The sequence below is a fragment of the Tenacibaculum sp. 1_MG-2023 genome (assembly GCF_030547425.1).
Classification (GTDB): domain Bacteria; phylum Bacteroidota; class Bacteroidia; order Flavobacteriales; family Flavobacteriaceae; genus Polaribacter.
In genome coordinates this window covers 35,727-58,747 of record NZ_JAUORH010000018.1, presented here as the reverse complement: position 1 = coordinate 58,747, position 23,021 = coordinate 35,727, and the positions used below count along the sequence as shown (strand labels likewise).

23 protein-coding genes and 1 pseudogene are annotated in these 23,021 nt (G+C 33.0%); 13 read left to right on the top strand and 11 right to left on the bottom strand.

Annotated elements, in window-relative coordinates:
* A partial coding sequence (locus tag Q4517_RS12375) for a DDE-type integrase/transposase/recombinase (RefSeq protein WP_303509880.1) occupies nucleotides 1-614 on the bottom strand: 614 nt, incomplete at its 3' end.
* A gap of 23 nt (nucleotides 615-637) precedes the next feature.
* Nucleotides 638-904 (bottom strand): transposase, encoded by a 267-nt coding sequence (locus Q4517_RS12370; RefSeq protein WP_034669045.1) that lies wholly within the window; start codon nucleotides 902-904, stop codon nucleotides 638-640.
* A gap of 54 nt (nucleotides 905-958) precedes the next feature.
* Between Q4517_RS12370 and Q4517_RS12365 the strand changes: the two genes are divergently transcribed.
* Nucleotides 959-1,546: a Fic family protein gene (locus tag Q4517_RS12365; protein WP_303509872.1), complete on the top strand. Its 588-nt coding sequence runs from the start codon at nucleotides 959-961 to the stop codon at nucleotides 1,544-1,546.
* Nucleotides 1,536-2,066 (top strand): Fic family protein, encoded by a 531-nt coding sequence (locus Q4517_RS12360; RefSeq protein ID WP_303509869.1) that lies wholly within the window; start codon nucleotides 1,536-1,538, stop codon nucleotides 2,064-2,066. The genes Q4517_RS12365 and Q4517_RS12360 overlap by 11 nt, the downstream gene beginning before the upstream one ends.
* A 48-nt stretch (nucleotides 2,067-2,114) precedes the next feature.
* Here the strand turns inward: Q4517_RS12360 and Q4517_RS12355 are convergent.
* A pseudogene (locus Q4517_RS12355) lies at nucleotides 2,115-2,540 on the bottom strand (transposase); the annotation flags it as partial.
* Nucleotides 2,541-2,632: 92 nt separating this feature from the next.
* Between Q4517_RS12355 and Q4517_RS12350 the strand changes: the two are divergent.
* Together Q4517_RS12350 and Q4517_RS12345 are read left to right on the top strand one after the other, a co-directional pair.
* On the top strand, nucleotides 2,633-2,884 hold the full coding sequence (locus tag Q4517_RS12350) for a type II toxin-antitoxin system ParD family antitoxin (RefSeq protein ID WP_303509868.1): 252 nt from the start codon (nucleotides 2,633-2,635) through the stop codon (nucleotides 2,882-2,884).
* A complete protein-coding gene (locus Q4517_RS12345) occupies nucleotides 2,877-3,176 on the top strand; it encodes a type II toxin-antitoxin system RelE/ParE family toxin (RefSeq protein WP_303509865.1) in 300 nt (99 codons plus the stop codon). Before Q4517_RS12350 ends, Q4517_RS12345 begins: the two co-directional genes overlap by 8 nt.
* A gap of 60 nt (nucleotides 3,177-3,236) precedes the next feature.
* Here Q4517_RS12345 and Q4517_RS12340 read toward each other — a convergent pair whose 3' ends face one another.
* The gene (locus Q4517_RS12340; protein WP_303509862.1) at nucleotides 3,237-5,153 is read right to left on the bottom strand and encodes an ABC-F family ATP-binding cassette domain-containing protein; all 1,917 of its coding nucleotides are present in this window, start codon (nucleotides 5,151-5,153) and stop codon (nucleotides 3,237-3,239) included.
* A gap of 119 nt (nucleotides 5,154-5,272) precedes the next feature.
* Between Q4517_RS12340 and Q4517_RS12335 the strand changes: the two genes are divergently transcribed.
* A complete protein-coding gene (locus tag Q4517_RS12335; RefSeq protein ID WP_303509859.1) occupies nucleotides 5,273-5,668 on the top strand; it encodes a DUF983 domain-containing protein in 396 nt (131 codons plus the stop codon).
* Between the two features lie 63 nt (nucleotides 5,669-5,731).
* On the opposite strand, the gene Q4517_RS12330 is transcribed toward Q4517_RS12335, so the two are convergent.
* From Q4517_RS12330 to topA, 7 genes are all read right to left on the bottom strand, one after another.
* Nucleotides 5,732-6,784, bottom strand: a complete 1,053-nt coding sequence (locus Q4517_RS12330; protein ID WP_303509857.1) for an FAD-binding oxidoreductase — start codon at nucleotides 6,782-6,784, stop codon at nucleotides 5,732-5,734.
* A 76-nt stretch (nucleotides 6,785-6,860) separates the two neighbouring features.
* Entirely contained in the window at nucleotides 6,861-7,721 is an 861-nt protein-coding gene (gldN, locus tag Q4517_RS12325) for a gliding motility protein GldN (protein ID WP_303509855.1), read from the bottom strand.
* Nucleotides 7,722-7,740: 19 nt separating this feature from the next.
* On the bottom strand, nucleotides 7,741-9,276 hold the full coding sequence (gene gldM / locus Q4517_RS12320; RefSeq protein WP_303509853.1) for a gliding motility protein GldM: 1,536 nt from the start codon (nucleotides 9,274-9,276) through the stop codon (nucleotides 7,741-7,743).
* 43 nt (nucleotides 9,277-9,319) lie between these two features.
* The gene (gldL, locus tag Q4517_RS12315) at nucleotides 9,320-9,961 is read right to left on the bottom strand and encodes a gliding motility protein GldL (RefSeq protein ID WP_303509851.1); all 642 of its coding nucleotides are present in this window, start codon (nucleotides 9,959-9,961) and stop codon (nucleotides 9,320-9,322) included.
* Between the two features lie 50 nt (nucleotides 9,962-10,011).
* Nucleotides 10,012-11,391 (bottom strand): gliding motility lipoprotein GldK, encoded by a 1,380-nt coding sequence (gldK, locus tag Q4517_RS12310; protein WP_303509849.1) that lies wholly within the window; start codon nucleotides 11,389-11,391, stop codon nucleotides 10,012-10,014.
* Between the two features lie 97 nt (nucleotides 11,392-11,488).
* Nucleotides 11,489-12,649, bottom strand: a complete 1,161-nt coding sequence (locus Q4517_RS12305) for a formimidoylglutamase (RefSeq protein WP_303509846.1) — start codon at nucleotides 12,647-12,649, stop codon at nucleotides 11,489-11,491.
* Between the two features lie 58 nt (nucleotides 12,650-12,707).
* Nucleotides 12,708-15,194, bottom strand: a complete 2,487-nt coding sequence (topA, locus tag Q4517_RS12300; RefSeq protein ID WP_303509841.1) for a type I DNA topoisomerase — start codon at nucleotides 15,192-15,194, stop codon at nucleotides 12,708-12,710.
* A gap of 199 nt (nucleotides 15,195-15,393) precedes the next feature.
* Between topA and miaB the strand changes: the two genes are divergently transcribed.
* The 8 genes from miaB (at nucleotide 15,394) to Q4517_RS12260 (ending at nucleotide 23,009) form a co-directional block, all read left to right on the top strand.
* On the top strand, nucleotides 15,394-16,848 hold the full coding sequence (miaB, locus tag Q4517_RS12295; RefSeq protein WP_303509839.1) for a tRNA (N6-isopentenyl adenosine(37)-C2)-methylthiotransferase MiaB: 1,455 nt from the start codon (nucleotides 15,394-15,396) through the stop codon (nucleotides 16,846-16,848).
* Nucleotides 16,849-16,944: 96 nt separating this feature from the next.
* Entirely contained in the window at nucleotides 16,945-18,177 is a 1,233-nt protein-coding gene (locus tag Q4517_RS12290; protein WP_303509837.1) for a sigma-54-dependent Fis family transcriptional regulator, read from the top strand.
* 49 nt (nucleotides 18,178-18,226) lie between these two features.
* On the top strand, nucleotides 18,227-18,736 hold the full coding sequence (locus tag Q4517_RS12285; RefSeq protein WP_303509836.1) for an LptE family protein: 510 nt from the start codon (nucleotides 18,227-18,229) through the stop codon (nucleotides 18,734-18,736).
* Between the two features lie 2 nt (nucleotides 18,737-18,738).
* Nucleotides 18,739-19,482 (top strand): hypothetical protein, encoded by a 744-nt coding sequence (locus Q4517_RS12280; protein WP_303509835.1) that lies wholly within the window; start codon nucleotides 18,739-18,741, stop codon nucleotides 19,480-19,482.
* The gene (secG, locus tag Q4517_RS12275; protein WP_047788559.1) at nucleotides 19,483-19,827 is read left to right on the top strand and encodes a preprotein translocase subunit SecG; all 345 of its coding nucleotides are present in this window, start codon (nucleotides 19,483-19,485) and stop codon (nucleotides 19,825-19,827) included.
* A 160-nt stretch (nucleotides 19,828-19,987) separates the two neighbouring features.
* On the top strand, nucleotides 19,988-20,263 hold the full coding sequence (gene groES / locus Q4517_RS12270; RefSeq protein WP_047788560.1) for a co-chaperone GroES: 276 nt from the start codon (nucleotides 19,988-19,990) through the stop codon (nucleotides 20,261-20,263).
* 107 nt (nucleotides 20,264-20,370) lie between these two features.
* Complete coding sequence (gene groL, locus Q4517_RS12265) at nucleotides 20,371-22,008, top strand: chaperonin GroEL (protein WP_303509830.1); 1,638 nt, start codon at nucleotides 20,371-20,373, stop codon at nucleotides 22,006-22,008.
* 125 nt (nucleotides 22,009-22,133) lie between these two features.
* Nucleotides 22,134-23,009 (top strand): hypothetical protein, encoded by an 876-nt coding sequence (locus Q4517_RS12260; protein ID WP_303509826.1) that lies wholly within the window; start codon nucleotides 22,134-22,136, stop codon nucleotides 23,007-23,009.
* Nucleotides 23,010-23,021 lie beyond the last annotated feature (12 nt).

Here is a 23,021-nt window from a genome sequence, read left to right as displayed (position 1 = left end):
TATCCGTTTTGCATTGGCTTCCCTGGTTGTGTATATTTAATTTCTATAAAGTTCTTTTTGCACCAGTTCATAAAAGTTTTGGAGGTAAACTCCGGACCGTTATCGCACCTCACGTATTTAGGTGCTCCTATTTCATCTTTTAAACGCTCCAATGTTTCAATTACAGCTCTCGCAGGATAAGAAAGTCCTGCATCTATTGCTAGAGCTTCACGGTTACAATCATCTATAACATTAAATACCCGCAACTTTCTGCCATCGGTAAGCACATCGCTCATAAAATCCATACTCCAACACTCATTCAGTGACGAAGGTGCTTCCAAAGGTTGTTTTATTCGTTTGACCAAACGTTTTTTATGTTTACGGCGTAGACTGAGTTTCATTTCGCGGTACACACGTAACACTCGTTTTCTGTTCCATTTTAAGCCTTCACGACGGATCTTGTAATAATATTCATCAAAACCTCTAGTTGGGTATGATTCCGCTAACACTGTTAGTTTATCAATAACCTCGCTATCATCTTTCTTACTTTGGTAATACCACATCGACCTACTCAGTCCTACAACTTGACAGGCACGGATAATGGGAACTGCGAACGTTTTGATAAGATACTTCACACGAACTCTCTTGTCGGAAGGCTTTAGAACTTTTTTGACAATACATCCTTGAGCATCTTATTATCAAGACTCACATCGGCATACATCTGTTTGAGTTTATTATTTTCTTCTTCAAGCTCTTTTAAACGCTTAAGCTGCTGCTGTTCCATACCTCCATACTTCTTACGCCAATAGTAGAACGTGCTTTTATCAATTCCTAATTCTCTAGATAAATCACCAACGGATCTTCCTTGTTCATTTTCCTTAAGAGCTTTAATAATCTGGCTCTCGCTAAATTTGCTGTTTTTCATTGTGACAGTTTGAATTTAAAGTTAGTAAATTCGAATTATTAACTGTCCTATTTTTTGGGAAGCCTACAATATCACTATGACAAGTTTCCGCCAAAAGAATTAAATTATGGTAAAATTGTTAATTCATTATTAAAAGCAACAGATGCTTTAGCTCGATATGACCAAATGCTTAAAAACATGCATAACAGCGAAATTTTACTAGCGCCATTGAGAAATCAAGAAGCAGTAATTTCTTCTAGAATGGAAGGAACAATTAGTACAATGGATGAAATTCTAAAGTTTGAAGCTGATAGTGAAAATGATTCAGAAGAAGCAAAAAATGTTCGCTCTGAAGTATTTGAGACAATCTTATACCAACGAGCTCTTTTAAATGCACAAAAAGCAATGATAGATGGATACCCATTATCTCAACATTTAATAAAAACTCTACACCAACAATTATTATCCTTTGGAAGAGGTGCTCAAAAAGCACCAGGACAATACAAAATTGAACAAAACTATTTAGCTGACAAAATAAAACAGAAAGTCCTATTTACACCAATAAGTCCTGAAAAATTAAATGATGGATTGGAACAATTATTTACATATATAAAGGAAAGTTCAGACCCTATATTAATTAAAAACGGCTTTAATGCATCTTGAATTTGAAGCACTTCACCCCTTTCAAGATGGAAATGGAAGAATTGGACGCATGTTAATTACACTACTATTATGGTCATCTGGTACAATTTCAGAACCTCATTTTTATGTAAGTGGATATTTAGAAGAACATAAAGATCAATATATTGATACTATGAGGAACGTATCAGAAAATGACGATTGGGAATCGTGGTGTATTTTCTTTTTAAATGCAATTGAAAAACAAGCAATTAGAAATTTAGAAATAGCTGAAAGTATAAAAAATTTATACGAAGAAATGAAACATGTTTTTTCTGATACTTTATCTTCAAAATGGAGCGTAAATGCATTGGATTATATTTTCACAAATCCAATATTTAGGAATAATAGATTCACTTCAAAAAGCGGAATACCAGGACCAACTGCGGCTAGATTTACAAGAATGCTACTTGATAAAGAACTTCTAAGAACAATAGAAGAATCTTCAGGAAGAAGACCAGCCCTTTATGCATTTGAACCATTATTAAGATTAGTTCGAGTATAAAAAACTACCTACAACAAAGAACTGAGGTAAAAAACAAGTAAAAACTCATTAACTTTTCACTAAAATACTTCTATAATTATTATCATAGGTTAGCCCTGATTTTGCGATAGCAAATGCTTGCTTTAATAGTTTATTATACACGGCTATTAATGCTAACTTTTTACTCTTTCCCTTGGCTACTATTCGGTCATAAATAGCTTTACAGGCCTTGTTATATTTGCACGCATTAAAACTGCACATAAATAATAAATTTCGTAGTTTTTGATTTCCTATTTTACTTATCCTGCTTCTACTGCTTCATGACTCCCTTATAGTTGGTGTAATTCCTACATAACTACAAAGTTGTGATGCGTTCTCAAACTTTTTAAAACCATCGGTTACAATTATTAAAAATAAAGCTGTCTTTACACCCATCCTTGGAATGCTCTTTAACAAGGTTAATTTGTGTTGCTTATCTACTTTAAAGATGCTCAACTTACTGCTTTTTCATAGATGCTATACAGAGTAGTTAGGTGTAACTTGGAAAACTTACCAATTTTTGGTACTTTTGAGTAAATATTTGAATTATGAGTAAGAACACATCAATATCACTCGGAAATTATTTTGACCAATTTGTAAGTAGCCAAGTTTCAGCTGGACGATATAAAAATGTAAGTGAAGTAGTTAGAGCTGGACTTCGGCTTTTAGAAAACGAAGAAAGTAAAGTAATCGCTTTGAAAAATGCAATACAAGAAGGAATTGATAGCGGAATTGCACACGATTTTGACCCAGAGAAACATCTTCAGGAATTAAAAGCTAGACATAAAAAGAATGGCTAAATATGAACTGACTAACAAAGCTATTGAAGATTTGACTGGAATTTGGGAATACACAATTGAAAAGTGGTCTGAACAACAAGCTGACAGATATTATAACTTACTATTAGATAGTTGCCAATATATTGCTAATAATCCTGATTTAGGAAAAAATTACGAAGGAATAACCAATGACTTATTCGGACTTAAAACAAGCCGACATATCATTTTTTACCGAAAGCGAATTAACCTACCGATTGAAATTACGAGAATTTTACACGGACAAATGGATTTAAAAAATAGAATAACTAAATAAAAAAACTACGCACAACAAAGAACTGAGGTAAAAAACAAGTTTTTGCTTTTATTCTTAATATTAAAAATCAACTAACTGCTTCTCAACTTGTTCCCATTCTTCCATGAGTTTATCTACTTTGGCTTTTTTTGCTTTGTAGTTTTCAAAAAAGTTAGGACGTGAAGATACTTCATCGTAATTCTGAGCTAATTCTAAATCTATTTTTTCTATTTCAGCTTCTAAATTTGCGATTTGCGTTTCAATTTTATTAAGCTTGTTTTTTAGCTTTTTTAGCTCTTTTTCTTGCTCTCTCGATAATTGATAGGCTTCTTTTTTAGAAGTATCTTTTTCTTTGGTTACTACCGTTTTTTTCTCAGCATCACGCAAACTTTCCATTTTGTGTTGCTCTAAGAAGTAATCGATATCTCCTAAATATTCTTTTATTTCACGGTCTTTAAATCCGTAAACCGTGGTGGTTAATCCTTGTAAAAAATCACGGTCGTGAGATACTACTATTAACGTTCCATCAAAGTTTTGTAGTGCTTTTTTTAATACATTTTTAGAAGCAATATCTAAGTGGTTGGTAGGCTCATCCATTATTAACACATTAAATGGCGATAGCAATAACTTACACAACGCCAAACGGTTTCGCTCACCTCCTGATAGCACTTTGGCTTTCTTATCTACCGCTTCTCCACCAAACAAAAACGAACCTAACATATCTCGTACACGCATTCGGTTACTATCCGTAGCAGCATCTTCCATAATTTCTAGTACCGTTTTCTCTGCTGGTAATTCTTCCGACTGATTCTGTGCAAAATAACCTATTTCAACATTATGCCCTAGTTTTAAATCTCCTTCAAATGGAATTTCTCCCACCATCATTTTAGCTAACGTAGATTTTCCTTGTCCGTTTTGTCCTACAAAAGCGATTCTACTATTGCGCTCAATCAACAAATCTACATCTTTTAAGACCTCTTTTTCTCCGTAATTCTTGGTTAAATTTTCAGCTTCAACAATAATTTTACCAGGTTCTTTTGATATGGCAAAACGAACATTCATTACTGAATTATCATCTTGATCTACCTCAATACGCTCAACTTTTTCTAATTTTTTAATTAGCGATTGTGCCATGGAAGCTTTGCTCGCCTTCGCACGGAATTTCTCAATTAGTTTTTCGGTATGCTCTATTTCCTTTTGCTGATTTTTCTGCGTTTGTAACTGCTTTTCTTTAATTTCAGCTCGTAGTTTTAAAAACTCAGAATACGGTTTTTTATAATCGTAAATTTGACCTAACGAAATTTCTATCGTTCGGTTAGTTACATTGTCTAAAAACATCTTATCATGCGATACCAACACAATAGCTCCAGCATAGTTTTTTAAGAAGTTTTCTAACCAAATAATCGACTCGATATCTAAGTGGTTGGTAGGCTCATCGAGTAATAAGATATCATTATTCTGTAAAAGTAGTTTTGCTAACTCAATACGCATACGCCAACCCCCAGAAAAGGTATCTGTCAACTTATCAAAATCTTCTCGTTGAAACCCTAAACCTTGTAATATTTTTTCAGTTTCGCCTTGATAATTGTAACCTCCTAGTAACTCGTAACGTTCTGTTTTTTCGTTTAAATCAATAATTAACTGATTATACGACTCACTTTCATAATCGGTTCTTTCAGCTAATTGTCGGTTTATCTCATCTAAATCTAACTCTATTGCTTTAATTTCAGTAAATGCTTGATAGGCTTCTTCTAAAATAGTTCTTCCCTGAACAAAATCAATATCCTGACGTAAAAATCCGATACGTACATCTTTATCAAATGCTAGCGTTCCACCACTACTTTCAATATCTTTTGATAAAACTTTTAATAAAGTAGATTTTCCTGCTCCATTTTTTCCAATCAATCCAATTCTATCTCCTTTTATTAATTTAAAAGTGATTCCGGAGAACAAATCTGTTCCCATAAATGAAACTGATACATCGTGTACGTTTAACATATTTTTAGCAAATTACTTTGGTTTTGTAACTAGAGTTACAAATGATAGTTTTATTTTTGTTGAAATTTGTGCAAACTTACAAAAAGCAAATAGTTAATTGAACTTAATACCTATAAGAAATGTTTGGAAAAGGAAGTAAATTGTATAGTATTTTTAATGGTAAATGTCCTCGTTGTCATGAAGGGGAGTTTTTTAAATACAAGCTTAACTTCAACCCTAAAAAAGTTACTACATTACACGAGAACTGCCCAAAATGTAATTTAAAATACATGATGGAGCCTTCTTTCTTTTTTGGTGCAATGTATGTTAATTATGGTTTAGCAGTTGCTCTTTTTGTTGCTATTTTTATCATTGCTAAAGTATTTATTGGACTATCTATTTTACATAGTTTCATTGCTATTGTTGCTGTCTCTTTGATTCTAACACCTGTTACCTTACGACTTTCAAGAATTATTTGGATTAATCTTTTTGTGAGTTATAAAAAAGAGGCTGAAGAATTACAATCAAAAAAATAATAAAAAAACAAAAACGACTTCCTAATCACTTAAGAAGTCGTTTTTTCTATACAATACATTCTATTATTCTTGTCTGAATCTTTCAATATCTATTTCTTTATCTAACTCTTCATTTCTTTCAAAGTGATTAAAGAGGTTTTCAGCTACAGTTGGAGCTACCATTACACCTCGCGTACCTAAACCGTTTAAAACGGCTAATTTTGGATATTTTGGATGTTTTCCTACTAAAGGTCTTCTATCTTTAATTGTTGGGCGTATTCCTGCTGATTGCTCTATTATTGTATATGGAACAGATATAACTTTTTGTAGTTTATCCTCCAATTCTTTTCTTCCTTCTTCTGTTGGAATCGAGGTTTTATCTGTCCAGTTAAATGTTGCTCCTATTTTATAAGTATCGTTACCTAGTGGCATTATAAAAACACTACCTTTTAATAAAAAATCTATTTTCAATTCAGGAGCATGTATTGTTATGGTTTCTCCTTTGGTTCCGTTTAGAGGTAAATAATTAAAAAATGGATTTTTCTTCAAACCAAACCCTTCACTAAACACAATTCTTTTTGCTGTGATGTCTTCGTATCTAACTATTTCTTTTTCAATCTTTACTTTTGAATAGTCAAAGGCTTCTTTTACTAGACTTTTTAATGACTTGATATATTCTTTATAGGTTTTCACCAATAGAGGCGTATCGATTCTCCCTGTACCTTTTAGTTCTCCAAATCCATAATCACCTATAATTCCTTTTATTCTTTCTTTTGAGACCTTAGGATTCATGTAGTAAGATAACATCGGTTTATCTGATGCTATGAACCAGTTGTTTTCATCTCCTACACTTGTGAATACTTTTTTTGTGGTAAATTTATAATCTAAGGTAAGTTGTAACTTTTCTTCTAATTCTTTATAAAAAGGGATTGCTTTTTGCAATTGCTCATGTCCGTTCCAAACTGGAGTAAATCGTTTTAAAATTACGGGATTGTAAACCCCACCAGCAACTACCGATGATACTTGTGAGTTATTTTCAAAAACTATAAAGCTTTTGTTGTTTTTTATTAATTGTTCTGTAAAAGCTATTCCTGATAACCCTAAACCAACGATGATATAATCTACCTCTGCATTCATAACTCAAAAGTACTACTATTGCAATAAAAAAGAGCTTGCATTGCAAGCTCTTTTTTGTTTATATTGAAAAGGAATACTAGTAATTCCACATATCCATTTCTCTATTACGGATACCTTCTTTAATCCTATTTGCTTCTAACAATTGAAATAAAGAGTTACCACGAACATAATCAGAAATAGCTCTGTCTCCATAAATGTTCTCTTCTCTCAAAATAGTAGAAGTGAAACGTCTTGCATTTAACAAATTGTCATAAGAAAGTGGTTGAGCCGAATTTTCTGGGTTGAATACTTTAGAATTGTGTAATGTTTCACGAGCATCTGGGAAAAACACCCAAAATAAAGGATATACACTTTCGCTATCATCAATTTCTTCAACTCCCATTACCTGTACATCTGGTCCCATTGGAGCCAAAGCTAATAAACGATATTTTAACTCACCTTGACGCTTATCAAAATACCAAATGCCTTTTAACTTAAAGCCTTTAATATCCTGAGACTGTACATAATAATCATCTACATAATCTCCATTTTGACGTTGATTATGAATCATCATTTCAATATTATTCATATCAATCTTCGTAGTGAAATAAGAGTCATTATATACTTCTTTTATTTCCCCATTTTTAATCCCTTTTAATAAGGTATCAAATAAAGAACGTCTTGTTAATCCAGCATTCATAGTATCAATTGGGTAATAATAAGGAAGATTTATTTTTTGATTTAAATCTACATATTCCCACACCACTTTAGACCACAATACATCTCTATCACTAATAAAGCCATAAGGAAGTGGTTTGTTATCTTCTGAAGCAATTTGTGCTTCAGATTTAAATCCAATTTCATCTACCTTTTTTGCATTTAAAAGGTTAGCTTGGGCACTTGCATAGCTTGTTGCTGCAAATGCGAATAAAACCATATAAAAACGCTTCCAATTCATACTTTCTTGTTTTTACTTATTAATTCGTAATTTCAATACTAACAGGCAATACCTTTTTGATTCTATAATTAGATCCAGAAACAGATGCTTTAATATCAAAGATAGTAATTACATCATTTCTTCTTGCCTTATTAATTGCCGCTTTAGCTCTTGAGCTCATAGATCTTCCGTTAATAGGAATAGCCACTTGCCCTGGTACCTTAATTTTAAAGCTAGATACGTTTAGTTTTAAATCGAATAAGAAATCTGGTAATCCAGCAGCTACACTTACTCTACCTACACTTGCTTTTGGCATTTTTACTGTACCGTATTGACCTCTAACCATACCAACCGCTGGTGGTATGTCTTTAATTCTAAATTTCTTAACAGAGCGTACACCTTTTGATGCACCAGTTGGAGTTCCAGTAACTACGATGTTTACCTCACTACCTTTACCTGGATACATAGCATACTTATCTCCTCTAACTCTTTTCAGTCCTGGAGCTCTTGCGCTAACTTTGTTTCCTGGTACTCCTGGAATAGAAATTGTTAATGGATTAGATAAACCACGGTATACAACATTCATCTTGTCTGCAGAAACTAACGCTTCGTTTGGTCTAGGAATTACAGCATAAGCTCCTTTAATTGGAATAGGAACTATAGTATCTCCTTCCTTAAACTGGAATTCACCAATTAACTCTTTATCCCCAACATTACCAGCTGGACCGTCTAAAATCACCTGTCCTGCTTGAATCTTATCTTTAGCTACTTCTTCTCCATTTATAGTAACTTTCTCAGCAGTTAAATTAGGGTCTTTTTTTCCTAATACAATTCTACCTGATAAGTTTTCTCCTGGATAATAAGCACTCTTATCAAAAACAACCATTGCTTCATACTTGGTCATAGATACAGCACTTTGTAATTCTCCTTGTAATAAAGCTGTTAAAGCGTCTGATTCTGTGGCTTTAATGTCTGCTTGAATTTGAGTTAACTTAGTTAAAGATGCAATTAAAGGGAATCCTTCAAAATGATATTTTAACCAGTCAATTTTTTTACCATCTTTGTTTTCTTCTTTGGCTGTACTAAAACGAGCTGCAATTACATCAGCTACTTCTGTACCTTCTAAAGCTGTTACTGCATCGTTTCTGAAAGCATCAATCTTAGCTACAAACTCTTGTCCTGCTTTTGATATTTTACCTCCTTTAAAGAATAACTCATCTAAAAACTTAGACTTATCCATTGTTTCATATGCTTCCTTGTCTTCTAAATCACCAGTCATTTGGCTCTTTAAGTCTCCTACATAAGCATACAATTCATCCGCAGCTACTTTTAATTTATCAGTTTTCTCTTTAGCTTCACCATATTGTTTAGCTTGTTCTGCTGCTTTTTGAGCTAACGTTTCGTAAGCTGTTTTATTTTTCTCAGTTGCTTTTTCGTTTGCTACTGTTAACTTTTCATTCATTAATCCAAAGGCTGATAATACCTCTTTACTCATATTCATTGCTAACATTGCAATAAACACTAAGTACATCAGGTTAATCATCTTTTGCCTTGGTGATAGTTGTCCTCCTGCCATATTAATTAGTTTGTTTAGTTAATAAATTAGATAAACTAATTAATTATTTATTAGACATTGCAGTTAACATTCCTCCATATACTCCATTTAATGAAGATAGGTTTGTTGCTAACGATTGCATTTGTTCTTGTAAACGTTGAGAATTCTCTACCATTGCAGAGTTTAAATCAGCTTGTCTACTAGCACTTTCTACTTGTGTTTGATATAAACTGTTTAAAGACTCCATTTGAGCTGCTGCTCTAGACATTTGCTCATTGTAACTATTAGTAGCTGAAATTGATTGAGAAGCTGAAGCTAATGGCTCTACTGCTCCTTGGAAATTTTTAATGCTATCACCTAAACGAGAAACTAATTGAGCATCTAATTTAGCTTCGCTTAAAATATTATCTAACTTTTGAGATAACATACTTTGTGCTTCTTCTGGAGATGCTTCTTTACCTTTTTTACCTCCTAGTGATTGTCCATCTGCTAACTCTGGGTATACTTTTGTCCAATCTAAATCGTCTTCAACTGCTTCAAACGCTGACAATGCGAAAACTGCTGCTTCAACAATCATACCTACCATTAATACTTCATTTCCAAAAGGCCAGTGTAAAATTTTAAATAATGCTCCAATAATAACTACTGCGGCTCCTAAACCGTAAGCCATATTGAACATTTTCTTAGTTGATTTTGATTGTGCCATAATTCTTGATTTTTAAATTTTGGGGATTAATATTTATTCTTGTTTTCTTGTTAATTACTTTTATTAGTACCTAAATAATCTTGTACTGTTCTAAATCCAATATAACTTCTTGCTGTATCAGCATATTCCCAATCACGAGAACTTACCTCTAAGAAATATGCTACATCTTTCCAAGATCCTCCACGGATAATTTTTCTTCTATTCTCTTTTATTTCTACATTAGGATTCATTGTAGACCCCATGTAATAAGACATTTGGTTATAAGCTGTATTTGTCCACTCAGAAACATTACCTGCCATATTAAACAACCCATACTCATTAGGATTATAAGACATCGCCTCGACAGTATATAAAGCTCCATCTGCAGCATAGTCTCCACGAACTGGTTTAAAGTTTGCTAAGAAGCACCCTCTATCACTTGTCGTACTTGGTCCACCCCAAGGGTATTTACCATAATCTAGTCCTCCACGTGCAGCATACTCCCATTCAGCTTCTGTTGGTAATCTGAATGCTGGTACTAAACCTAATTTCTGTTTTGATCGTTGGAAGTTATTTTTTGTTTGAGTTCTCCAGTGACAGAATGCTTTTGCTTGATTCCAAGTAACTCCTACTACTGGATAGTTTTCGTAAGCTTTATGACCAAAGTATTCTTGGTGCATTGGGTCATTGTATGAATAGTTAAAATCTTTAATCCATACTGTCGTATCTGGATATACATTTATAACTTCATCTCTTAAGAAATCTTTTCTATTTTTACCAGTTCTTGCAGCCGCTTCATTATCAAACCAGTAATACCTATAATTTAATAGTTTTGTATTAAATGTTCTTATTCCATTTAAGGCTTCATCTTTCTTAATATATAGAGAATCCATTACCTCAACATAGTCTGCATCTGGATATTCTTGAGAATCCCAAATAAGTTCTTCTTCCCAATTTAATGGTTTCAATGAATCTAGTCCTTCACCTAACTCATAGTAATTTTCACGCATGTATTTCTCATACGGAGTTTCATTTACTGTGTCTTTTGATGCAAAAGCATATAACTGTATCCCTTGTGCATTTTTACCTGTAGCTTCAGCATTTTCTCCTCCTAAAGAAGCAAAATCTGCTTGGTAAGCTAATTTAGTTCTTGTAATAGAGTCTCTAACCCAATGAACAAATGCTTTGTACTCACTATTAGTTATTTCTGTTTCATCCATGTAGAATGGCTGTACAGTAACCGTTTTAGTTGGAGCATTCATAGCCCCCATAGGGTCTTCATCTTGTTTCCCCATAGTGAAAGATCCTCCTGGAATTTTAGCCATACCGTATGGCTTCTCTGCAAACCATTTTCTTTTTGACTTTACTCCTACCAATTCTCCTCTATCTCCACTTGAACCACAAGAGTAGATGATAGATGCTAACAATGCAAGTACTGTTATTTTTTTCATATTATATCTTTCTTATATAAAGAGGCGTAAACCTATTATTTTTTTTATTAAAAAACAATTACGAGTTATTATTTTTTACAGAACATACAACTTTCTACTAAACAAGCTTTTGCAAAGCTTTATACCACCTTTCTGGTGTTTTTTGTTGCAACGCCTGTTCATAATCTCGATAGTTACATGGTATTAACGCATGTCTTTTGTGTTTATTATTTGATATTAAGTTTATTTCCATCCACCAACGCCCACTTTTGTCACTCTTATAGAAATTTATGGGGTCATCATCATTCAAAAGTACTGTAAACTTTTGGTAACTTTCTTTTGTGACAAATGGATAATCTTTAGCTCTTGAGTTTACCCCTTCTATAAAGTACCAAATCACTTGAGCTATTAAATTTGCTGTCTGGCAATTTGAATCTAGCTTACTATTATACTCATATATCCCAAAGGATGTTACTTTATCGCTAATTCCTGCATAACGTGCAATAGCACACACTTCCTCTCCATAAAAACCATTTGGTGAGGCATTTTTATTCCCAGGTGCTTCACTTTGCCGAACACTTCCAATATCAATACTTACAACATCTGCATCACGCATTATAGGCTCTACTAAAGTTACATCCTTTACTTGCCCTAATCTGTAAGCATCAAAATATAATTTATCTAATAAATCTATTTCTTCTTGTGAATTGAAATATGTTTGATAACCTATATTACTAAAATTGAACAAATTGTTTGGTTGTTCCATAACAATTCTACTCACATATGACCTTGAACTTAGCTCGTCTTCTAATGTTCCTAAATCAAATCTGCTATCTACAGCGACTAGATTAACTGTTTGTTCTAACTCATCATAAGCCCTATAATTCGCATAAGTTAAATCTTGCCCTCCCCCAATTATAATTGGAAGTATATTTTTTTTCAGTAAAAATGCTATTGATGATTTAACAGCAAAATAAGTATCTTCTAGTGTATTTCCTTTCTCTATATCCCCAAGATCCGCTATACGCGTATGCCAATTACCAGGGAATAATTGATATAAATGCTTACGTATTTCGTGCAGTTCTTTACCTGTACCAAAATTATCTATTGCACCTCTATCATCTTTAACGCCTAAAACAGCTATAGAAACTTCCGTTAAATCTGGAAAACCATCTTGAACAGTATGAATCTGAATATTCCTACCTAATACAGCAGAAGGTTGTATAACTACATAAGCAGCTACAGAATCTTCAACAGGGGTAAAGAAGTCTATATTCATTGATAAGGGGAATTTAAGGGTCGCAATATACTAAACTATTTTTTTTTTGAAAGCTTCTTTATTTTTTTTTGACAGCTTTCTTTTTGGTTGTTTTTTTCTTTGGTGTTTTCGCCTCTATCATTTTAACAGCCTCTTCTTGTGTTAGCTTTTCTATTTCTGTGGTTTTAGGAAGCTCTATTTTTATTTTTCCTTTTATTACATTAAAGCGCCCCCAACGTGCCTTTTCAACACGAATACCAACTTCTTCAAAGTTGTGAATTAGCTTTTCACGCTCTTTTCGTTTTTTATCTTCGATTAACTCTTCTAAATCTGCTTGACTTAAATTATCAAAATCGTACTTTTTATTGACATTGATAAAAATAGAATTCCATTTAATAAAAGGTCCAAAACGCCCAACTCCTTTTTGAATTGGCATACCGTCGTATTCTCCAATAGGTGCATCTGCTTTCCGTTTTGCTTCTATTAGTTCTATAGCTCTATCCATGTCTACTGACATTGGATTTTCTCCTTTGTCTAACGACACATACTTACCATCAAACTTAATATAAGGCCCAAATCTTCCGTTAGCTACAATTACCTCTTTTTCTTCATAATCCCCCAATGTTTTTGGCAACTTAAATAAATCCATCGCCTCTTCGTAGGTAATTGAATTCATAGTTTGGTCTCCTTGTAAGCTAGCAAAACGAGGTTTTTCTTCGTCTGTCGCTTCTCCTATTTGTACCATTGCTCCATAACGCCCTAAACGCACATATACATTTTTACCGCTTTCTGGGTCAACCCCTAACAAACGTTCTCCTTTTGCTCTTTCAGCATTTTCAGCAACATCTTCTACAACTACATGAAAGTTTTTGTAGAAATCTTTAATCATCGCTGTCCAATCTTCTTTTCCTTCAGCAATATCATCAAACTCATTTTCTACTTTGGCTGTAAAACCATAGTCTAAAATAGTATCGAAATTAGCTACTAAGAAATCATTTACAATGTTTCCAATATCTGTTGGAACTAATTTTCCTTTATCAGAACCTACTCTTTCTGTTAAGAGTTGTTCTGACACTGTTTGGTTTGCTAAACTTAATTGTGTGTAATTCCTTTCCTTTCCTTCTACAGTACCTTTTTCTATATATTGTCTTCTTTGAATTGTTGAAATAGTAGGTGCATACGTAGAAGGACGACCAATTCCTAATTCCTCTAAACGTTTTACTAAAGCTGCTTCTGAAAACCTCGCTGATGGTCGTGTATAACGTTCAGTTGCTGTAATTAACTCATTAATTAATTGCTCCTTCACCTTCATTTTAGGTAACATACCTGCTTGTTCCTCTTCTTCATTATCGGTTCCTTCTAAATATACTTTTAAGAAACCTTCAAAAGTGATTACCTCTCCGTTTGCAGTAAATTGCTTCTTGTTTTTATTGTTGTCTATTTTTACAACAGTACGTTCTAATTGTGCTTCACTCATTTGTGAGGCTAGTGTACGTTTCCAAATTAAACTATAGAGTCTTGTTTGATCGTATTCGCCTGTAATCTCATGATTCTCCATATTGGTTGGACGAATCGCCTCGTGTGCTTCTTGTGCTCCCTTTGATTTCGTAGAGAAATTACGTGGTTTACTATATTCTTCACCATAAGAAGCAATGATTTCAGCTTGAGCAGCATTTTTTGCATCATCAGATAAGTTCACACTATCTGTTCTCATATAGGTTATCAACCCTGCTTCATACAAACGTTGTGCTACCATCATCGTTTTAGCAACAGGAAAACCTAATTTTCTTGATGCTTCCTGTTGTAAGGTAGATGTTGTAAATGGTGGTGCAGGAGATTTTTTTGCTGGTTTTTTTTGTAAATCTGCTACAGAGAATTCTGCATCTAAACAAGAATTCAAAAAGTCTTCAGCTTCTTTTTTTGTTGAGAAATTCTTCGCAAGTTTTGCCTTAAATTTTTTACCTTCTGCATTTACAAACTCTGCATCAACTCGATAAGAAGCCACAGGAGTGAACCCTTCTATTTCTCTTTCACGCTCTACAATCAAACGTACTGCTACCGATTGTACTCTACCCGCAGATAATCCTGGTTTTACTTTTCTCCACAAAACAGGAGATAGCTCATATCCTACAATTCTATCTAACACACGTCGTGCTTGTTGTGCATCAACTAGATTATAATTAATTGTACGCGGATTTTCAATCGCTTTTAAAATCGCCTTTTTAGTAATAGAATTAAAAACAATACGTTTTGTATTCTCATCTTTTAACTTTAATTGTTCCGCTAAGTGCCATGCTATTGCCTCTCCCTCGCGGTCTTCATCGGATGCTAACCAAACAGTTTCTGCTTTTTTTGCTAAATCTTTCAGTTTCTTTACCACTGCTTTTTTATCAGTAGAAACTATATATTTTGGTTTGAAATCTCCTTCTACATTTACACCTAATTCCTTAGATGGTAAGTCTGCAATGTGTCCAAAACTAGATTCAACCCGAAAGTCCTTTCCTAAAAACTTCTCTATCGTTTTCGCTTTAGCAGGTGACTCAACTATTACTAAATTTTTTGCCATACGTCTTATATCTCTTATCTCATTTACACCTTATTAATATAGGCATAATTCAGTTTGCAAAAGTATATAGTTTTTTTTTAATGAGTCATTTTTAACAAAATTTTACTTTTTCTTAAAAAAACTATCCATGTCAATTTGTCACAAATTACACATTTTGGTTGTATCTTTGCACCCTATATTTAGTACGATTTTAGGATTTATGGAACACGTAGAGAAAGTAATTGATGAGAAGAAACAAGGGAAAGCCCTTGTTACAGAACACAAAGAAGGAAACAGCAAAAAGCTTTTTATTGAAAGTTATGGTTGTCAAATGAACATGAACGATAGCGAAATTGTGGCGTCAATTTTAGCTGAACAAGGTTTTAATACTACTCAAAACCTTGAAGATGCTGATTTGGTATTGGTAAACACTTGTTCTATTCGTGAAAAAGCAGAAACCACTGTTCGTAACAGACTTCAAAAATACAACGCTGTTAAAAAAACAAATCCAACTATGAAAGTTGGTGTGTTAGGTTGTATGGCTGAACGATTAAAAGAGAAATTTTTAGAGGAAGAGAAAATTGTCGACTTAGTTGTAGGACCAGACGCCTATCGTGATTTACCAAATTTAATAGAAGAGGTAGATGCAGGTCGTGATGCTGTAAATGTAATTTTATCCAAGGAAGAAACCTATGCCGATGTTTCTCCTGTTCGTTTAAACTCTAACGGAGTTTCTGCATTTGTTTCAATTACTCGTGGTTGTGACAATATGTGTACATTTTGTGTGGTTCCTTTTACTCGTGGTCGTGAGCGCAGTCGTGACCCTAAGAGTATTATTGAAGAAATCCGCAGTATGAAAGAAAAAAACTTCAAAGAAATTACTTTGCTAGGTCAGAATGTAGATTCTTACTTATGGTATGGTGGTGGATTGAAAAAAGATTTCAAGAAAGCTTCAGAATTAGCACAAGCGACTGCTGTAGATTTCGCTCAATTATTAGATATGTGCGCTACTGAATTTCCTAAAATGCGTTTTCGCTTTTCTACATCTAACCCTCAAGACATGACCTTGGATGTAATTCATGTAATGGCAAAACACCAAAACATTTGTAAATACATTCATTTACCAGTCCAAAGTGGAAGTAATGCCATGTTAAAAGCCATGAACCGACAACATACTCGCGAAGAATACATGGAGTTAGTTAACGATATTTATAAGATTATTCCTGAAATGGCTCTAAGTCAAGATATGATTGCTGGTTTCTGTGGAGAAACGGAACAAGACCATCAAGATACTTTAGACCTAATGCGCCATGTAAAATATAGTTTCGGTTTTATGTTTGCTTACTCTGAAAGACCAGGGACTTTAGCCGCTAAAAAAATGGAAGATGATGTTCCTTTAGCTATCAAAAAACGTCGTTTACAGGAAATCATCGATTTACAACAAGAACACAGTTTATACAGAACCAAAGAAAATATTGGTCAAATTCAAGAAGTTTTAATCGAAGGAACTTCAAAGAGAAACGAAAACGAATGGAAAGGTCGTAATACACAAAACACCGTAGTAGTTTTTCCTAAGGAGAACTATAAGATAGGTGATTTTGTAAATGTAAAAATTGAAAACTGTACTTCAACTACTTTAAAAGGTACGGCTGTTGGATATTCTGACAATAATTAAAGCCCATCCTTAATCCTTCCCAAAAGGAAGGAAACTATTGTGGTTGGTAAAAATTTATAAAACTATTTTCCCTTTTAGGGGAAATTAAAAGGGCATATGGAAAATTTACAAGCTATAAAACAACGCTTTGGCATTATCGGTAACGATGTTCAGCTCAATCGCGCAATTGAAAAGTCGATTCGAGTAGCTCCTACTGATATTTCAGTATTAGTTACTGGTGAAAGTGGTGTTGGAAAAGAAAACATTCCAAAGATAATTCATCAATTATCACACAGAAAACACGCAAAATATATTGCTGTAAACTGTGGTGCTATCCCTGAAGGAACTATTGATAGTGAATTATTTGGGCATGAAAAAGGAGCTTTTACAGGAGCTACGCAGACCAGAAAAGGATATTTTGAAGTTGCTGATGGTGGTACTATCTTTTTAGATGAAGTTGGAGAATTACCATTAACAACTCAAGTACGCTTGCTACGTGTGTTAGAAAATGGAGAGTTTATAAAAGTAGGCTCTTCTCAAGTGCAAAAAACAAATGTTCGTATTGTAGCTGCTACCAATGTAAATATGCACGAGGCTATTTCTAAAGAAAAATTTCGTGAAGATTTATACTATCGTTTAAGCACTATAGAAATTCCATTGCCTCCTTTGAGGGAACGTGGAGAGGACATACATTTGTTATTTAGAAAGTTTGCTGCCGATTTTGCACAAAAATACCGAATGCCAACCATACGATTGAATGAAAATGCAGTAAAAATTTTATTAAACTATCGTTTCCCTGGCAATATCCGTCAATTAAAAAATATTGCTGAACAAGTATCAATCGTTGAAGAAGACAGATTAATTACTCCTGAAAAACTAGTTCAATATTTACCAGAAAATCGTAGTAATTTACCTGCTGTAGTCGGGGGTAAAACTGTAAATCAATCAGATTTTGCTAACGAACGAGATATCATGTATAAAATCTTGTTTGATATGCGTAACGACATTAATGATCTAAAAAAACTAACGTTAGACTTAATGCAAAATGATGACCCTGAACAAGTTCAAGAAGACAATCATCGTTTAATTGAACGTATATATCAAGATCAAGAGTTGTCAGAAGCTTCAAACATCGAAGTAGTACAAATACCTAAATCATCTTCTCACCAAAGTGAGTATGATTATGCGGAAACTATTGAGGAAGATGAAAGTTTATCATTGCAAGAAAAAGAAATTGAAATGATAAAAAAATCTCTTGAAAAAAACAACGGAAAACGTAAGTTAGCTGCTAAAGAGTTAGGAATTTCTGAAAGAACTTTATACCGAAAAATAAAACAATACGACTTATAATAGTAGTCGTATACCATTATAAAACTTGAATTTGTTTACATTTGATTTTATGAAAAATTTATTTTACACTATTACTTTCATTACCACAATCATTTTAATGTTAGGCTGTGGAGCATACTCTTTTACAGGAGGAGATACAGGAAATGCAAAAACAATTCAGGTTGATTTTTTCCCTAACCAAGCTCCATTAGTAGAGCCTACTTTAAGTCAAAAATTCACACAAGACTTACAAGATTTATTTACACGCCAAACCAACTTAACTCTAGTTTCTTCTGGTGGTGATTTACATTTTTCAGGTGAAATTGTTGATTACCGTGTTACGCCAATGAGTGCTACCGCACAGCAAACTGCTGCTCAAAACCGATTAACAATTACTGTAAACGTAAATTTTGTTAACAACTTAAATGAAAAGAAAAATTTTGAAAAACGTTTTTCTTTTTATTACGATTATGGAGCTAACCAACAGTTAACAGGTACTGTGTTAGAAACCGCGTTAGATGAAATTTTAGAACGAATTACACAAGATATTTTTAATGCTTCTGTAGGAGACTGGGGATAATTTTGAAAAAAGACACATACATACAATTATTAGAAAAACCTGAATTAATTTCGCAAGAACATCTTTCAGATATCACTGCTATTATTCAAGAATATCCTTATTTTCAATCTGCTAGAGCCCTTCGTTTAAAAGTTTTAAAGAATCAAGAAAGCTATAAATATAATAACGAGTTAAAAATAACAGCTTCTCACACTAATGACAGAACTGTTTTATTTGACTTTATTACTTCTCAAACTTTTAAAGAAATACCTAAAAAAGAAGAAAAAAATAGCTTAAAAGACAAAATTCTTAACAGAAGAAAAACAACAAAATTTTCAGTTATAGAAGAGGGTTTAGCTATAGGAAAACCTCTTTCGTTTACAGAAAAAGAAACTTTTTCTTTTAATCAATGGTTACAATTATCTTCTAAAAAAGCTATTGTAAGAACTTCTGATAATAAGGTTCCAAACAAGCAGCAACAAGAAGCTCCAGTAAAATCTGAACACGAGGCTATTATTGATCGTTTTATTGAAACTACTCCAAAAATATCTCGTCCTAGTAAAACAAATACTGCAGATATAAAAGTATCCGAAAATCAGCAAAATAATCAATTAGCTACCGAAACCCTAGCTAAGGTATATTTAGAACAGAAGAAATATGACAGTGCTATTCAAGCATATAAAATATTAAGTTTGAAATATCCAGAAAAAAGTGGTTTCTTTGCAGACCAAATTAAAAGAATACAAATTTTACAAAACAATAAATAGATGACAACGTATACTTTACTTTTAGTTTTAATATTGATTGTTGCAATAGCATTAATCTTAATTGTAATGGTTCAAAATCCTAAAGGTGGAGGATTATCTTCATCATTTGGAGGAGGTGGTGCTCAAAATATTGGAGGTGTACAAAATACAAATAGCTTTTTAGACAGAACTACTTGGACATTAGCTATTACTATGTTTGCTTTAATTTTATTAGCAAATTTTGCTATTCCAAGAGGTAACGCAGCTGATGCTCCTCAATTAAATGAAACTTTAAACAATATTGAAACTACAACTACTCCTGCTACACCGGCAGCAACAGATACTGCTAAAGATAGCGCTCAGTAGTTTTTACAAAATACAATATGAAATGCCAACGTAAATGACACGTTGGCATTTTTTTTATTTATAAATCTAATCTGTTAGAAAAAATGTCAGCAAAAATCTAATGGCATAATTTCTGACAAAACTTAACCAGTAAAAATTAATTTAATCAAAAATATATAAAATGGGATTAAACATTAAACCTTTAGCAGACAGAGTTCTTGTTGAACCAGCTGCAGCAGAAACTACTACAGCATCAGGAATTATCATCCCTGACAACGCAAAGGAAAAACCACAAAAAGGTACTGTAGTTGCCGTAGGAAACGGAACAAAAGATGAACCTTTAACTGTAAAAGTTGGTGACACTGTTTTATACGGAAAGTACGCTGGTACTGAACTTAAATTAGAAGGAAAAGATTATTTAATTATGAGAGAAAGCGACATCTTCGCTATTATCTAAAAATCGATTCCAGCTATTGGCTTTTAGCCTTTAGATACAACTTTAATAAATTAATAATTTTTAGCTAGCACCCAAGTGCTAATAGCTATAAGCTAAAAACAACAAACATGGCAAAAGATATAAAATTTGATGTAGACGCTCGCGACGGATTAAAGCGTGGTGTAGATGCATTAGCAAATGCAGTAAAAGTAACTTTAGGACCTAAAGGACGTAACGTTATTATTTCTAAATCATTCGGAGCTCCTCACGTAACCAAAGATGGTGTTACTGTGGCTAAAGAAGTAGAGTTAGAAGATGAGTTAGAAAACATGGGAGCTCAAATGGTTAAAGAAGTAGCTTCTAAAACTAACGATTTAGCTGGTGATGGTACTACAACTGCTACTGTATTAGCACAAGCAATTGTAAAAGAAGGATTAAAAAACGTTGCTGCTGGTGCTAATCCAATGGATTTAAAACGCGGTATTGATAAAGCTGTTGCTGCTATTACCGAAGACTTAACAAAACAATCAAAAGAAGTTGGTGATTCTTCAGAAAAAATACAACAAGTAGCCTCTATCTCTGCTAATAATGATCAAGTTATTGGCGATTTAATTGCTACTGCTTTTGGTAAAGTTGGTAAAGAAGGTGTTATTACTGTAGAAGAAGCCAAAGGAATGGATACTTATGTTGACGTTGTTGAAGGAATGCAGTTTGATCGTGGGTATTTATCGCCATACTTTGTAACAGATGCTGATAAAATGATTGCTGATTTAGACAATCCATATATCTTATTATTTGATAAAAAGATTTCTAATTTACAAGAAATCCTTCCAATTTTAGAGCCTGTTGCACAATCAGGAAAGCCTTTATTAATTATTGCTGAAGATGTTGACGGACAAGCATTAGCTACTTTAGTTGTTAACAAATTACGTGGTGGATTAAAAATTGCTGCTGTAAAAGCTCCTGGGTTTGGTGACCGTAGAAAAGCAATGTTAGAAGACATCGCTATTTTAACTGGTGGTACTGTAATTTCAGAAGAAAGAGGCTTCTCTTTAGAAAATGCAACCTTAGATTTATTAGGTACTGCTGAAACTGTAACTATTGATAAAGACAATACAACTATTGTTAATGGTTCTGGTGAGCAAACACAAATTAAAGCTCGTGTAAACCAAATTAAAGCGCAAATTGAATCTACGACTTCTGATTACGATCGTGAAAAATTACAAGAGCGTTTAGCTAAATTAGCAGGTGGAGTTGCTGTATTATATGTTGGTGCTGCTTCTGAAGTAGAAATGAAAGAAAAGAAAGACCGTGTTGATGATGCTTTACACGCTACAAGAGCTGCTGTAGAGGAAGGAATTGTTGCTGGTGGTGGTGTTGCTTTGGTACGCGCTAAAAAAGTGCTAGAAGCAATTACTACAGAGAACTTAGACGAAACTACAGGTATTCAAATTGTGAATAGAGCTATTGAATCTCCATTACGTACGATTGTTGAAAATGCTGGTGGTGAAGGTTCTGTTGTAATTAACAAGGTATTAGAAGGCAAAAAAGACTTTGGATATGATGCTAAATCTGAACAATATGTAGATATGTTAGAGGCTGGTATTATTGATCCTAAGAAAGTAACTCGTGTAGCTTTAGAAAACGCTGCTTCTGTTGCTGGAATGATCTTAACTACTGAGTGTGCTTTAGTTGATATTAAAGAAGATGCTCCTGCAGGTGGTGGAATGCCTCCAATGGGTGGTGGAATGCCAGGAATGATGTAGTCGAGAAATTCGACACCTAAATATTTAAAAACCTCGAGACATGTCTCGAGGTTTTTCACTTTTTAATTAAGCATGATTAATACTTTAATAGTTTTAGTATATTTATAAAATTTAAAAGTTTATTAATGAAAATTGCTTTACTCTTTTTGGATTTTGAAACAGACATTAAATCTATCAAGGAAAATGAATATTGGAAAGATAAAATAACACTAAATTTTGATGAAGAATCTCAAAGTAAAATAGACCTAAGTTTTAAAATAAAGCAAGTTAAAAACCTATCACACTTTTACAAAGATTCTAAACTTTTAAAAGATGAAATTCTTGAATATTTATCTAATTCTTTTATAATAGATTCAAAAATTGATTTAACAAACAATAATGACTATCAATTGACTTGTTATATAGAGATCAGTTTTTTAATTTCAGAAATTAAAAGAAAGAAAATATCACTTGAGGAGCTAGAGAATAAATCGAAAAATGAAATAAATATTAAAAACTTTTCAAAAGAAATACTACCGGAAGGTTTTAAAAAACACCCCAATAAAAGTGTTAGTTCACTTATGAAACAAGATATTAACTATATAAACTGGTTGTATTTTCATTTTGAGTGGTTTGACTTAGATCATGAAGATTTCATTAAGCTCCCTTATATAAAAAACTACATAAATACTATTTATAAAGAAGAAATAAATAAAACTGAGTCATTACTACTAGATTATAATGAGTTTGAATATTTTCAATATAAATTCCCTAACAAAAAGTTTCCAGAAAATTTTAATTACTTAAAATATTTTTATGATTATGGTAATTTCATTTATAATCTAAAAAAATGGTATAAAAACATAGAAAAGGAGTTGAAATCTAGATGGGATAGTAAAGATAGTCTCAAATATAACAACCCTAATTTTATGGATAACTCTTATAAAGATGATTGGCTAGAACAAGCTTCTGGAACTACTAATCCAGATACTATGAATGATGTATTTTGGAATTTAGACTAATTTTTAAACAAC